The following is a 13,797-nucleotide window of genomic DNA, read 5'->3' as shown; positions in this document are numbered from 1 at the left end:
AAAGGAACCTGCCGCGGCGCATCAGGTCCGTTCAGAAATAAAAAAGAGCGGGTCCGGAGGGGCCCACTCTCGATACGCGATCGTATGAGAAAGTTTCGATGAATATAGCCGTTTTCGAACTCCCCGGCAAGGCCCGGGTGAGGCGCGAGGGCCGATTTCATCGCCTCGCCGCAGGGTCCGGCTTTTGACCGGGCAGCGAATGGTGAATTTTCAGCAAAAGGGCTGCCGGCCTGAAAAACAACAAGCCTATGCAGCGTTGCTTTCGCGCCGGAAACGCAGATACGCGGCGCGGCGGCCTTCGCGCGTCGCTTTGCGGCCGTAGCGCGTCATGGTGTAATCAGGCCAGGGGTTGCGCCAGTCGTCGGCGCGTTCGGCGAGCCAGAGGAAATCCGGCGAGCGGGCGAAGTGCGACAGCGTCCATGCGCAGTAGTCGGCGATGTCGCTGACGAAGCGGAATTCACCGCCCGGCCGAAGCACGCGCGCCATCTCCGCGATGGTTGCGTCCTGAACGAAACGGCGTTTCCAGTGCCGCCGCTTCGGCCACGGATCGGGATGGATCAGATCGATCCGCGCCAGCGATGCGCGCGGCAGCCATTCCAGCAATTCCGATGCGTCGCCGGCGAACAGGCGGATGTTGTCGATGTCGTGCGCCTCGATCTGCGTGAGGATCTTGGCCATGCCGTTGACGTAGGGTTCGCAGCCGATGAAGCCGGTGTGCGGAAACGCCAGTGCCTCGGCGACGAGATGCTCGCCGCCGCCGAATCCGATCTCGGCGCGCAATTCCTCCACGGGCATGTCGAACAACGCGACGGGATCGGAGGGGCTGCGCTCCCCGGGAGCGATAGTGAGGCGCGGCAGCAGATGCGCGATCAGATCGCTCTGGTGCGGGCGCAGCCTGTGCCCCTTGCGGCGTCCGAAGAACGAGCCTTGCCCGGAAACGCGGGCCGTTTCGTGCTGGAGCGATGATGCGTCGTCGGCCGACGGATGACGGTCGCGCGGATCGGGAGCGGCCGTCATTTGCGACGTCTGGTGAAGGCGGTGCAATGGCCTGTCCGCCTAGCGACGGTCCGGCATTTCGCGCGCCGCGATCTGTTCGACCATGTCGACAATGCTGCGGCGGAGTTTCGCGTCGGTGATCCGCGTGAATGCGCGGGTCAGCGCGAGACCTTCGGAGGTTGCGAGAAAATCCGAGACATAGGCGGGAGACGGCGCCTCGCTCAGACCCTCGACCCTGGCGACGCCCGTGCCCGGACTGCCTTCGAACAGAAACGAGACAGGGACCTGCAGGATTTCGGAAATCTGCTGGATGCGGCTTGCGCCGACGCGGTTGGTGCCTTTCTCGTACTTCTGAATCTGCTGGAATGTCAGCCCCAAAGCCTCGCCGAGCTTCTCCTGACTCATGCCGAGCATGATACGGCGCATGCGCACACGGCTGCCGACATGCCTGTCAACAGGATTGGGCGCCTTGGTCGACATCTCGTAGATCTCCTCAATGAGGTCGCGATCCCCGGGGATACGCTTCCGATTACTATTATCGTCAAACTTAACTGGATCACGTGATAAAAATCTGCGTTTAATTTAGGACGGTTCCATCCGTCGCATTATACCAGTCGTGCAAATTGTTACACAAATTATGTCGATCGTGCGGATGAACGGCTGCAGGACGCGCGTTGCCGCCGTCAGGGTTTGCGACGCCGTCGAATCGCCAATGCAAGCCCGATAGCCACCATGATTGCGGCCGGAACGTCGCCGGCGCGGGCGTAAGGCGGGGGCGGAATCGCGGCGGGCAGGCGGGAATCCAGCACGCCTTCGACGCCGAGATCGAGCCGTGCGACAATCCGTCCTACCGGGTCCGTCACCACCGAAATACCGGTGTTCGCCGCCCGGACCAGCGGAAGCCCTTCCTCGATCGCCCGCAGCCTCGCTTGCTGAAGGTGCTGATAGGGGCCCGTGCTGATTCCGAACCAGCCGTCATTGGTGAGGTTGACGATCCAGCCGGGCCGGCCGCCGCGGGATTCGATGTCGCCGGGAAAGATCGCCTCATAGCAGATCAGCGGCAGCACGCTCGGCGCGTTCGGAAGTTCGATGGTTCGCCGTGCCGTGCCCGGAATGAAGCCGCCCTGGACCTTAGTGAGTTGGACGAAGCCGAGCTTTTCCATCAGCCCCTGGAACGGCAGGAATTCGCCGAACGGCACCAGGTGGAGCTTGTCGTAAATCGACAGGATGCTGCCGTCGTCGTCGATGACATAGATCGAGTTGTAGGCCCGGGTGATGCGGACCCCCGGCGGCAGGTCGGGCGCGCGCACCGCGCCGGTGATCAGGATCGTGCCCTTCGGCAGGAGATCGGCGATCTGGGCCATGGCGTCGGCTTCGCGGGCGAGAAAGAACGGGAACGCCGATTCCGGCCAGATCAGGATGGAGGCTCCGCTGACGCCGGCCGAGTGCGGCCCGGTGGCGCGGTCGGAGAGCGTCAGATATTTCTGCATCACCGCCGCCTTGGCGGAATAATTGAACCGCGCATCCTGCTCCAGATTGGGCTGCATGATGCGCAGCTTGACGTGGTCGACAAACTCGGTCGGATGGCGCGACAGCCTGATCGCGCCGTAGACGCCCATGGCGAGGAGCAGAACGGCGGCGGTCGCCGGAGCGATCCATGGCCTTCGGCTGCTTCCGTCGATCAGCACGGCGGGGCTCGCAAAGATCGCAACACTCAGGAACGTCAGGCCCCACAATCCGATCAGCGACGCGGTTTGCGCCAGCGCCAAAGGCTCCGTCAGCGCGTAACCGAATGCATTCCACGGAAATCCGGTCAGCGCATGTCCGCGCAGCCATTCGCTGATCGTGAGCGCTGCGGCGAGCGCGAGAATGCGCGAGGCGTCGCGGGTCCAGATCCAGCGCGCCAGCGCGAAGCCGAGCGAGGTGAAGAGCGCGAGATAGGCCGGCAGGCCAAGGACGGCGAACGGCATCAGCCATGCGAAGGTCTTCGCGTCGACCAGAAAGGCGTTGCCGATCCAGTACAGTCCCGGAACGAAATAGCCGAGGCCGAACAGCCATCCCGAGAGCGCCGCGGCCGGCACGCCCTTGAGGCGACCGGCGCCAGCGCCGTCGATCAGCCAGGTCGCTAGCGAAAAGGTGACGAACAACACCGGCCAGGCGTTGAACGGCTCCATCGCAAGCGAGGACGCGGCGCCGGCGAGAAGCGCGATGACGGCGCGTTTCCAGCCCCATGACAGGGTGACGGGAAGCCCGGCGGTGCGGATGCTGGCTGCAATGCTCACGAGGTTTCGCCTCCATCGCCCGGCGGTGAGGGAGAGGCCGGGTCACCTTGCATCTGCGATCCCGCATCCGGCGCAGCCTCGCGCCGCCGCCCGTCGCGCGGGCGGACGGCAGGCCGTTCCTTGCGCAGCCCGATCCGCAGCCGCTTGACGCGGCGCGGATCGGCGTCGAGCACTTCGATCTCGAAGGGACCGGGTCCCGAAATGACCTCGCCCCGCACCGGCAGTCGGCCGACATGGGTGACGAGAAAGCCGCCGAGCGTGTCGACGTCCTCGCCCGCTTCGCCGGTTTCGAAGGCGTTGCCGATCATGGCGCGGACGTCCTCGAGGCTGGCGCGCGCATCGGCGATAAAGGAATTGTCAGCCTGTTGCACGATCGAGGGCGGCTCGTCGCCGTCGTGCTCGTCGTCGATTTCGCCGACGATCTGCTCGACAATGTCCTCGATCGACACCAGGCCGTCGGTTCCGCCATATTCGTCGACCACGAGCGCCAGATGGATGCGCGTCGCCTGCATCTGCGCCAGCAGATCGATCGCGGGCATCGAGGGCGGCACGTAGAGCAGCTTGCGAATGATGTTGGCTTCGTTCAACGGCAGCGCCAGATCGACGGCGCGCAGGTCGAGACCGGCCGGCGGGGTTTTCTTGCGTTTCGCGTTGGACGGCAGTCCGGTGCGTGCCCGAACCGCCATGAACGCGAGCAGGTCGCGGATATGAACGATGCCTTCGGGATCGTCGAGGTTTTCGTCGTAGACGACGAGACGGGAATGCGCCGCGCTTTCGAACACGTTGATCAACTCGCCGAGCGGGATATCGCGCTTGACCGCGACGATATCGGCGCGATGAACCATGACATCGGCGATGCGACGTTCGTGCAGGCCGAGGATATTGCGCAGCATGGTGCGCTCGACGGCGGTGAAGCTGGTCTCGTCGGAGGTCGAGGCGTCGAGCACCACCTGCAGATCGGCGCGGACCGATCCCGCTTTCCATCCGAACAGCGAGCGGATCGCCCGCATCAGCCAGCGTTCGGAGACCGGGCGCAGGATCTCGCCGTTGTGCACCGTCACCGGCAGGTTGCGGTTGTCCTGCGGCGGCCTGCTGTCGCTGGATTCGTCCTCGGAAGGCACTCAGGTCATCCGTTCTTGCGGCGCATAGGGGTCGGGTATGCCGAGCCGCGCCAGAATTTCGCGCTCGAGGCTTTCCATCTCCCCGGCCTCTTCATCGGTTTCGTGGTCGTAACCGATCAGATGCAGAAAGCCATGGATCGCGAGATGGCTCAGGTGGTGATCGAAGGCCTTGCCTTCGTCGTCGGCTTCGCGGCGGGTGGTCTCATAGGCGATCGCGATGTCGCCGAGCATGCGCGGCGGATCGCCGGGTAAAGACGGGCCGGTCGGCTGCAACGCCGGGAACGACAGGACATTGGTCGGCTTGTCGATGCCGCGCCAGTTGGCATTGAGCGTGCGGATGCCGGCGTCGTCGGTCAGCATGATCGCGAGTTCGGCATCGCCGGTCGCAGTATCGGCGATTTCGGCGGCAGCCTCGACGGCGCGCAGAATGATCGCTTCGGCATCCGTCTCGGCGCGCCAGCATTCGGCGACGACCAGAATTTCGGTTGCGGGCGAAGCGGAGAGGGTCATCGTATGTCTTTCGCCGGCGCCGGCCTGTCGCGGAGACCGAGCGCCTTTTCCAGGCGTCTGCGGCGTCATGATTTTTTGGCTGCCGGCCGCTGCGGCAGCCCCTCATAGGCGGCGACGATCCGCGCCACCAGTTCATGACGGATCACGTCGTCGGCGGTGAATTTCACTTGCGCCACGCCCTCGACGCTGTCGAGCAGCCGCGTCGCTTCCGTCAACCCGGACGTCTGGCCGTTCGGCAGGTCGACCTGGGACGGGTCGCCGGTGACGATCATGCGGCTGTTTTCGCCCAGTCGGGTCAGGAACATCTTCATCTGCATCGAGGTGGTGTTCTGCGCCTCGTCAAGGATGATCGCGGCGTTGGTCAGGGTGCGGCCGCGCATGAAGGCGAGCGGCGCGATCTCGATCTCGCCGGATTGCAGCGCGCGCTCGACGATGCGGGAGTCCATCAGGTCATACAGCGCATCGTAGATCGGTCGCAGGTAGGGATCGACTTTTTCGCGCAGGTCCCCGGGCAGGAAGCCGAGCCGTTCGCCGGCCTCGACCGCCGGTCGCGTCAGGATGATGCGATCGACTTCCTTGCGCTCGAACAGTTGCGCCGCCTGCGCCACCGCAAGCCAGGTCTTGCCGGTGCCGGCCGGGCCGATGCCGAACACCAGTTCATGGTGTTTCAGTGCGCGGATATAGGCATCCTGCGCGGCGGTGCGCGCCCGCACCGGCCGCTTGCGCAGGTTGATGGCCTCAAACGTGGAGCGCGGCCCCTTGGGGTCGTATTCGAACAGCGAGCCCTGTGCGATCACGGCGCGGATCGCTCCCTCGACCTCGCCCTGCGTGAGATCATGACCCTGCGCCGCCTGGGTATAGAGCGTTTCCAGCACGCGCCGTCCGGCGTCGCAGCCGTCGCGCGATCCGGTGATGGTGATGTGGTTGCCGCGGGAATCGACGACCACGCCGAGCCGCCGTTCGACCTGCGCCAGGTTCTGTCCGTAGGGTCCGACCATCGCCGACACCGCGCGATTGTCGTCGAAATCGATGACGACTTGCGTTTCGGGCGGGGCTTGCATGTCGATTTTCTGACCGGGGGCGATTGAAGGCGAATCCGATGCGCTCTTGGGCAAGGGTTCAGGCTCCCATGATCGCTTGAGGCGCGGCCATCAGCGAAGATTCTCTCGCGTCGCCGGATGCCGAGGACGAGCGGGGATCGGCAAGCGATCCGAGCAGGCTGTAGCGCTCGAGGCTGTCGATGGCGACGGGCAGCACCTTTCCGATAATGTCCGCGGACGCCATGACATGCGCGGGCTGCAGATAGGCGGTGCGGCCGACGATCTGGCCCGCATTGCGCGCGGCGCGTTCGAACAGCACATCGACCGTCCTGCCGATCGCCGCCCTGTTGAAGGCGGATTGCTGGCTGTCGATCAGGCCCTGAAGCCGCTCCAGTCGTGCGTCCATATCGGCCGTTGACACCGTCTCCTGCATCTCCGCCGCCGGCGTCCCCGGCCGTGGCGAATACTTGAACGAATAGGCGGCAGCGTATCCGATTTGGTCGACGAGCGCGAGGGTCGCGGCGAAATCTTCCTCGGCTTCGCCGGGAAAGCCGACGATGAAGTCCGACGAGAACGCGATGTCCGCCCGGGCATGGCGAAGCCGGTCGATCACGCGGCGGTAATCGGCGGCGGTATGTCTGCGGTTCATGGCCGCGAGGATACGGTCGGAGCCGGACTGCACCGGCAGATGCACGAACGGCATCAGCGCGTCGAGATCGCGGTGCGCCTCGATCAGCGTCTCCTCGACATCGCGCGGATGGCTGGTGGAGTAGCGCAGGCGGACGATGCCCGGAATTGCGGCGAGGCGGTGCAGCAGCTTGCCGAACGGCCAGGGCCGTCCGTTGGGGCCGTCGCCGTGATAGGCGTTGACGTTCTGCCCGATCAGGGTGATTTCGCGCACCCCGTTGTCGGCCAGGCGCTGCACGTCCTCGATGATCTTCGCCACCGGCCGCGATACTTCCGCGCCGCGCGTATAAGGCACGACGCAGAAGGTGCAGAACTTGTCGCAGCCTTCCTGCACCGTCACGAAGGCCGAGATGCCGCGGGCGCGGATCGCCTGCGGCGACGGCTGCGGCAGGAAGCCGAACTTGTCCTCGACCGGAAACTCGGTTTCGAGCGCGCGGCCGTCGGCCTTCGCGCGGGCCAGCAGTTGCGGCAGGTGATGATAGCTCTGCGGTCCCACCACCACATCGACCACGGGCGCGCGGCGGATGATCTCATTGCCTTCGGCCTGCGCGACGCAGCCGGCGACGACGACGCTCATGTCGCGGCCGGCGCTTGCCGCCTGGTCCTTGGCGGCGCGCAAGCGGCCGAGTTCGGAATAGACCTTCTCGGAGGCCTTCTCGCGGATGTGGCAGGTGTTGAGGATGACGAGATCGGCTTCCTCGGCGCTGGCTGTCTCGACAAAGCCTTCGCCCGCCAGCGTGTCCACCATGCGCTGGGCATCGTAGACGTTCATCTGGCAGCCGTAGGACTTGATGTGCAGCTTGCGCGGCGGCGTCATGGAACCCGTTGTCGGTTATATCGCTCAGTTATAGGCTGAGCGGCGGAAAATCCAGTATGTCCATTGTCATTCCCGATGCGCAATCGCGCCGCTGCGAGCGCGAATCCGGTATTCCGGCCGGATCGCATCCGGATTCCAGGCCATGCGAAGCGTGTGTCCCGGAAACGACCTGGCTGTTTTTCCAACTGAACGACGGATCGCGGCACCCTGCCGCATGCGTCGGATGGAGAGTGGCGCTCAGGAATTGTCCTCGTCCATCGGGACGCAATAGAGTTCGAGGCGATGGTCGACCAGCCTGTAGCCGAGCTTGCGGGCGATCTCGGCCTGCAGCTTCTCGATTTCGTCGGAGGTGAATTCGATCACCTTGCCGTCACGCAGGTTGATGAGATGGTCGTGGTGACTGTCGCGCATCGTCTCATAGCGCGCGCGGCCCTCGCGGAAATCGTGCCGCTCGATGATACCGGCGTCCTCGAACAGCTTGACGGTGCGATAGACCGTCGAGATCGAGATCTTGTCGTCCACCGCAACGCAGCGGCGATAGAGCTCCTCGACGTCCGGATGATCGGAGGCTTCCGCCAGCACGCGCGCGATAACCCGGCGCTGTTCGGTCATGCGCATCCCGGTGGCGGCGCAACGCGCTTCAATCTTGGTGGGCTTCTGCGCAGAAGTCGGTTTCAGGGCCGTCATGACGTGTCCGGTTCCGATGGCGCATGTTTCGCCGAGGTGTGGGCCGCATCGCATGAAGATAGCGCGTAAAGATAATGCAAGCGAATGATATTCGGGAGTGCGGTCGGACGCAAAACCGCTTTCACCGCCGCCGATCGTTTTTCTTTTGCCACCGCGCGCAGACTACGACAAGTCGCGGCGCATCACCAATGCGTTCAGTTCCTTGCCGCCGGCCTCCCGATAATAGCGTTCGCGGCGCCCGGTGACGACGAAGCCCGCGCGTTCATAGAGACGCCGCGCCGGCTGATTATTTTCCTCGACTTCGAGAAACACCTTGCGGACGCCGCGGCCGGCGAGATAGCCGAGATGCGTGAACAGCAGGTCGCGCGAGAATCGCTGACCGCGGTGGTCCGCGTCGATCGCGATCGAGAGAATCTCGGCCTCGTCCGCAGCGATGCGCGACACCGCGAAGCCGATCACGCTCGATCTCAGCCGCAAACGCTGAACCAGCGTGTTGCGTTCCGCGATCATGACTTCGAATTCGCCTTCGCCCCATCCGCGGTGAAACGATGCGCCGTGAATAGCCGCAAGGCGCGCGGCGTCGTGAGCGGTCGCGGACTCGACCACGGGCGTCGCGCGTTCCTTGCTTCCGAACCATGTCATGACGATGCAGCCGGCCTGGATGTCTTGTGCAGGAGGTCGCCCGCGGGCTTCGCGTCGGGCGCGCGCAGATAGGTGGGACGCGGCGGCGCAGCATCCGGATCGACCGCTGCGGCGAGCCACGCCACCCAGGCGATGTCGGGCGCCGCCTGCGGATCGACCGCGACCGGCGGCGATGCGTGCGCGGGCCAGCGGTCGGCCAGAAGCCGGGCGGCGTTGCCGACCAGATGCGGCGCACCGAACCGCGAAGCAGCGAGCGCCTCCTCGACCGGCGCGACCTGCGGCAGGACCAGCGGGGAGCCATCGCCGCCGGCGACCTGGAAATAAACGTGGTCGTGGCGGGCATCGATCACCGAGATCACCGGCGACTCGCGGTTCTCGCCGACGACCGGTGCGGCATAGGCCATCAGCGTCGTTACGCCGACGGCGGGCTTGCCGGCGGCAAGCGCGATGCCGCGCGCGGCCGACAGTCCCACGCGAAGGCCGGTGAAACTGCCGGGGCCGGTGGTCGCGGCGATGCGGTCAAGCGAGGAAAAGGCGATACCGGCGGAGTCGATGACGCGCGCAATCAGCGGCATCAGCGCTTCGGCGTGCCCGCGCTTCATCGGCAGCGATTCATGAGCGAGAAGCCGGCCTTCGTCGGTGTCCAGGACGCAGGCGGCGCAGGCATCGAGTGCGGTGTCGATCGCAAGAACAAGCATCGGAAGCCAGACTATCGTTTTCAAGCAAGTCCTCGGCTGATCCGGGGGCTTGTGCCGGTCCGCGTGGAGAACGCGCGTCTTATCAAATCACGGCATAAAGCCGGGCCTCATGGTCTAGCACCGTTCTCGCCGCATGACCTGCGGCCCCGGCGGGCATCGACAGGCGTAGCCATGTTATGGCCACCTGATTGCCATGGTTTTGTCCACTTTTGGGGCCGCATCGTGAATCCAGCCTGCATTTAATCGGCATTTAACTAAAACTCGCCTTAATGACGCTTCGCAAGTCTGCGACAGGTTCTACCGAACTTGGGGTCAGCGATTCGACCATGCGTAGTCTTGTATCCGCACCTTGCGGGCGGCATGCGGACTTTCGTGCGCTCGCATGGATCGGATGCTGAGTGACTCTGGATGTGGGGCGAATGACGTACGTTACGGGCACGCGTTATTACGATGCAGCGGCCTATTCCGCCGCCTTGCCCCGCAAGGCCGTTCCGCAGAATATTGTCGGCGCCGCCGCGCTCGCCTGCATCGCGCTCGCCTGCGCCTGGACCCTCTACGCCAATGTTTCCGGCGGAGACCCGGAACTGGTCACGGCGTCGCTGCCGCCGGCCGCATCCATCCGCGCTGTACCAGCCGATCGCATCGCGGCTGCGTATGAGGCGCTGCACGAGATGCCCCAGCCACGTGCGGCCCAGCCAACTCCCGAAGTCAGTGCCACGGCCCAGGCCCGCGTCGAGGATTCCGCCGCCCCGGCCCGCACGGCCTGGCTCTACGGTCCGCGTTTTCTCGGCGGAGAGCCGGAAAGCTTCCGCCCGCAGGCCGCGCCGGCTCAGCCTGCTCCGGTAGAGGTCGCCTCGCTTCCCGCAGAGGCGATGCCGGAGACGTTGCCGCTTCCGCCGGTGCCGCAAGTCGTCGCGGTGGTGCCGATGCCGGCGCCGCGTCCGGCCGAACTGCGCCAGTTACAGGCTTCCGCTCCGTCCCGCCACGACGTCGCGCAGGCCAATACCGCTGCCGCGCTGGAGCCGGAGCCCGAGCCGAAGAAGCCGTCGATCTTCGAGAAGCTGTTCGGCAAATCCCTCTCCGGCGGTCTGCAGCTCGCTTTCGCGGCGCCCGACGGCGGGGTGACGAGCGACGGCGAGAGCCTGACGCTCGGCCGCATTCCGCAATATGACCAGTACACCGCCGTCTATGATATTTCGGCGCGCACGGTCTACATGCCGAACGGCACCAAGCTGGAGGCGCATTCGGGTCTCGGCAAGATGCTCGACGATCCGCGTTCCGCCGACAGGAAAATGCGCGGCGTGACGCCGCCGCACACCTATGATCTGTCGTTGCGCGAACGTCCGTTCCACGGCGTGGAAGCGATCCGGCTGAAACCGGTGGGCGGCGAGGACAAGATATACGGGCGAAGCGGGCTGCTCGCGCATACCTACATGCTCGGGCCGAATGGCGACTCCAACGGCTGCGTGTCGTTCAGAAACTACAACGCCTTCCTGCGCGCCTATAAGAGCGGCCAGGTCAAGCGGCTGGTCGTCGTCGCCAAACTCTGAAGGTCCTCGGAGGAAGCGGCGCCCGCTATACCGGCCGCACTTCGACCACCTCGGGAATGAAATGCTTCAGCAGGTTCTGGATGCCGTTCCGCAAGGTCACGGTCGATGACGGGCATCCGGAGCACGAGCCCTTCATGTTCACATAGACGATGCCGTCCTTGAAGCCGCGGAAGGTGATGTCACCGCCGTCGTCGGCAACGCCCGGCCGCACCCGCGTCTCGATCAGGTCCTTGATCAAGGTCACGGTCTCGGCGTCTGCGTCGTCGAAGAATTCAACGTCATTGTCGCTCTCGCCATCCCCCGCGGCCTCGCCGTCCGTCAACAGCGCCGCGCCCGACATGTAGTGTTCCATGATCACGCCGAGGATGGCCGGCTTGAGATGCTGCCAGTCGCTGTCGTCCTTCGTCACCGTGATGAAGTCCGAGCCATAGAACACGCCGGTGACGCCGTGGATGGCGAACAGCTTCACGGCGAGCGGCGAGCGGCCGGCCGAGCTGGGGCCAGTGAATTCCATCGTGCCCTTGCCGAGCACGGTGCGGCCCGGAAGGAACTTCAGGGTGGCGGGATTGGGGGTAACTTCGGTCTGAATGAACATGGGTGTCTCCGTCGTCGCCGGTTCAAGGCCGGCGCGTAGGTTCCCTTAGCAGATAGCCATGGCCAAAGCACGATCAAGGGCGCGGGCCGCCGGCTCCCGGGCGCCTGACGCCGATCTGGAGCATTTTCAGCCAGGTGGGTTACCGGTCAGCGCCAGGAAAACGCGTTCAAATCAATAAGCTGGAATCTTTCAGCGGTTCCATGGAAATGGTGAAAGGACTCTAGGACAGCGCATCGATCGCGTCGTCATCCAGGCTCCCCGGCACGATCGTCACCGGAATCGGGAAGTTGCCCGCAGTTTTGGCCAGCGTCGTGATGATCGGACCCGGACCCTCGGGGCCGCCGCTGGCGGCCAGCACCAGCATCGAAATATCGAGGTCCTTGTCGATGACGTCGAGAATCTGTTCGAGCGAGGAACCCTCGCGGATGACGCGTTCCGGCGTGATCGCGGCGATACCGTTGGCCCGGCCGGAGGCGCGGTCGAGCGCCGCGTTCGCGCCTTCATAGGCTTCGGCGCGCATCACCTCCGCGACGCCGAGCCATTCCTGGTTGCGGTCTTCCGGCTCGATCACCCGCAGCATCACGATGCCGCCCCCGACGCGAATGGCGCGCCGACTGGCATAATAAACGGCGCGGTCCCATTCCGCGCTGTCGTCGACGACGACCAGATATTTCGGCTTGTGGCCGCTCTCGTAGCTTCGACGGTGTGCGCTCATGAATGTCCCGGTGCTGAACCAGCCATCGCCATGCTGCCACGGCGCGCCCCGCTCCGACAAGCAGGTTGCGGGATAGCGATCAACAGGAGCCGAAAGCGGTGGAAGGCGATGCAATAGTGAAGCGGGAAAGCTTGCAGCGGTTTTCCGCCCGCATCCCGCTTCCTTGAAATACCGGATTCGATCACGCTCATGATGTCGGATGGATTCGATCCGATCATCTTGATCTACAGCGTTCTCGAGCGAAGCATATCCTCGGGCTTGACCCGGGATGGAAACCGGTTCGCGTGAAGAAAACGCGTCAAAACAAAATCATAGAGCCCCGCTTCTGATTCCGTCAGAAGCGGGCTCTAGCGCTTGCGGATAAACCCGACGATATCCTTCACCGCGTTCATGGTTTCCGAGGCGATGGCGCGGGCGCGGTCGGCGCCCTCGATCAGAATCCGGTCGACATAGGCCGGATCGCCGGTCAGCCGCTTCATCTCGGCGGCGATCGGCGACAGTTTTGCGACCGCCAGATCGACGAGGCTGGATTTGAAGCCGGAGAACTGCGCGCCGCCGAATTGCGCGAGCACCTCGGATTTGGGCGTGCCCGACAAGGCCGCATAGATGCCGACGAGGTTGTCGGCTTCGGGGCGGCTTTCCAGCGCCTTTTCCTCCGACGGAAGCGGCTCCGGGTCGGTCTTGGCCTTGCGGATCTTTTGCGCGATGGTGTCGGCATCGTCGGTGAGGTTGATGCGCGAATAATCCGACGGGTCCGACTTCGACATTTTCTTGGTGCCGTCGCGCAGGCTCATCACGCGCGTCGCGGGCCCCGTGATCACGGGCTCGGGCAGCGGAAAGAATTTTTCCTCCAAGCCGTTGGCGGCGATCGATCCGGCAAAGTCGTTGTTGAATTTCTGGGCGATGTCGCGGCTGAGTTCGAGGTGCTGTTTCTGGTCCTCTCCGACCGGAACGTGGGTGGCGCGATAGACCAGAATGTCCGACGCCATCAGCACCGGATAATCGTAAAGCCCGACCGAGGCGTTCTCGCGGTCCTTGCCGGCCTTTTCCTTGAACTGGGTCATGCGGTTGAGCCAGCCGAGCCGCGCCACGCAGTTGAACACCCAGGTCAGTTCGGCGTGTCCCGCCACCTGACTCTGGTTGAAGATGATATGGCGCTTCGGGTCGATGCCGGCCGCAATGAAGGCGGCGGTGACCTCGCGGGTATTGCGGCGCAATTCCTCCGGCCCGCCCCAGACCGCGACGGGCACGGTGATGGCGTGAAGGTCGACCACGCAATAGAGGCATTCGTGGTCGGCCTGCAATTTCACGAAATTGACGATGGCGCCGAGATAATTGCCCAGATGCAGATTGCCGGTCGGCTGCACGCCCGAAAAAACCCGTGTCATCGCTCTCTTCGCTTTCTTCCTGTTCAACGCGGCCGGCGCCGCATGTCGTCCATTGCCACGCTTTAGAGC

At 64.5% G+C, this 13,797-nt stretch carries 14 protein-coding genes; 1 reads left to right on the top strand and 13 read right to left on the bottom strand.

The window, feature by feature from the left end; all coding sequences use genetic code 11:
- Positions 1-246 precede the first annotated feature (246 nt).
- From trmB to tsaB, 10 genes are all read right to left on the bottom strand, one after another.
- Complete coding sequence (trmB, locus tag ACS3WA_RS01365; protein ID WP_438276774.1) at positions 247-1,017, bottom strand: tRNA (guanosine(46)-N7)-methyltransferase TrmB; 771 nt, start codon at positions 1,015-1,017, stop codon at positions 247-249.
- A gap of 39 nt (positions 1,018-1,056) precedes the next feature.
- Entirely contained in the window at positions 1,057-1,476 is a 420-nt protein-coding gene (locus ACS3WA_RS01360; protein WP_438276773.1) for a helix-turn-helix domain-containing protein, read from the bottom strand.
- Positions 1,477-1,679: 203 nt separating this feature from the next.
- Positions 1,680-3,278: an apolipoprotein N-acyltransferase gene (gene lnt / locus ACS3WA_RS01355; protein ID WP_438276772.1), complete on the bottom strand. Its 1,599-nt coding sequence runs from the start codon at positions 3,276-3,278 to the stop codon at positions 1,680-1,682.
- Entirely contained in the window at positions 3,275-4,399 is a 1,125-nt protein-coding gene (locus tag ACS3WA_RS01350; protein WP_438276771.1) for a hemolysin family protein, read from the bottom strand. Before ACS3WA_RS01350 ends, lnt begins: the two co-directional genes overlap by 4 nt.
- Positions 4,400-4,909, bottom strand: a complete 510-nt coding sequence (ybeY, locus tag ACS3WA_RS01345; protein WP_438276770.1) for an rRNA maturation RNase YbeY — start codon at positions 4,907-4,909, stop codon at positions 4,400-4,402.
- Positions 4,910-4,974: 65 nt separating this feature from the next.
- On the bottom strand, positions 4,975-6,024 hold the full coding sequence (locus ACS3WA_RS01340; RefSeq protein WP_438276769.1) for a PhoH family protein: 1,050 nt from the start codon (positions 6,022-6,024) through the stop codon (positions 4,975-4,977).
- A 4-nt stretch (positions 6,025-6,028) separates the two neighbouring features.
- Positions 6,029-7,453: a tRNA (N6-isopentenyl adenosine(37)-C2)-methylthiotransferase MiaB gene (gene miaB / locus ACS3WA_RS01335; RefSeq protein ID WP_438276768.1), complete on the bottom strand. Its 1,425-nt coding sequence runs from the start codon at positions 7,451-7,453 to the stop codon at positions 6,029-6,031.
- Between the two features lie 237 nt (positions 7,454-7,690).
- On the bottom strand, positions 7,691-8,140 hold the full coding sequence (locus tag ACS3WA_RS01330) for a Fur family transcriptional regulator (RefSeq protein ID WP_438273769.1): 450 nt from the start codon (positions 8,138-8,140) through the stop codon (positions 7,691-7,693).
- A gap of 162 nt (positions 8,141-8,302) precedes the next feature.
- Positions 8,303-8,782 carry a ribosomal protein S18-alanine N-acetyltransferase gene (rimI, locus tag ACS3WA_RS01325; protein ID WP_438276767.1) on the bottom strand — a complete coding sequence of 160 codons (480 nt, stop codon included), beginning with the start codon at positions 8,780-8,782 and terminating at the stop codon, positions 8,303-8,305.
- Positions 8,779-9,480 (bottom strand): tRNA (adenosine(37)-N6)-threonylcarbamoyltransferase complex dimerization subunit type 1 TsaB, encoded by a 702-nt coding sequence (tsaB, locus tag ACS3WA_RS01320; protein WP_438276766.1) that lies wholly within the window; start codon positions 9,478-9,480, stop codon positions 8,779-8,781. The genes rimI and tsaB overlap by 4 nt, the downstream gene beginning before the upstream one ends.
- Positions 9,481-9,899: 419 nt before the next feature.
- Between tsaB and ACS3WA_RS01315 the strand changes: the two genes are divergently transcribed.
- Entirely contained in the window at positions 9,900-11,030 is a 1,131-nt protein-coding gene (locus ACS3WA_RS01315; RefSeq protein WP_438276765.1) for a tlde1 domain-containing protein, read from the top strand.
- Positions 11,031-11,055: 25 nt separating this feature from the next.
- Here the strand turns inward: ACS3WA_RS01315 and ACS3WA_RS01310 are convergent, their stop codons facing one another.
- From ACS3WA_RS01310 to trpS, 3 genes are all read right to left on the bottom strand, one after another.
- Complete coding sequence (locus tag ACS3WA_RS01310) at positions 11,056-11,625, bottom strand: NifU family protein (RefSeq protein WP_438276764.1); 570 nt, start codon at positions 11,623-11,625, stop codon at positions 11,056-11,058.
- Positions 11,626-11,845: 220 nt separating this feature from the next.
- Positions 11,846-12,340, bottom strand: a complete 495-nt coding sequence (locus ACS3WA_RS01305) for a universal stress protein (RefSeq protein ID WP_438276763.1) — start codon at positions 12,338-12,340, stop codon at positions 11,846-11,848.
- A gap of 347 nt (positions 12,341-12,687) precedes the next feature.
- Complete coding sequence (gene trpS, locus ACS3WA_RS01300) at positions 12,688-13,728, bottom strand: tryptophan--tRNA ligase (protein WP_438276762.1); 1,041 nt, start codon at positions 13,726-13,728, stop codon at positions 12,688-12,690.
- Positions 13,729-13,797: the final 69 nt, after the last annotated feature.

Source organism: Nitrobacter sp. (assembly GCF_051535235.1).
In the GTDB taxonomy this organism is placed as follows: Bacteria; Pseudomonadota; Alphaproteobacteria; order Rhizobiales; family Xanthobacteraceae; genus Nitrobacter.
The sequence above is the reverse complement of the archived record's forward strand: the minus strand, read 5'-3'. Positions and strand labels throughout refer to the sequence as shown.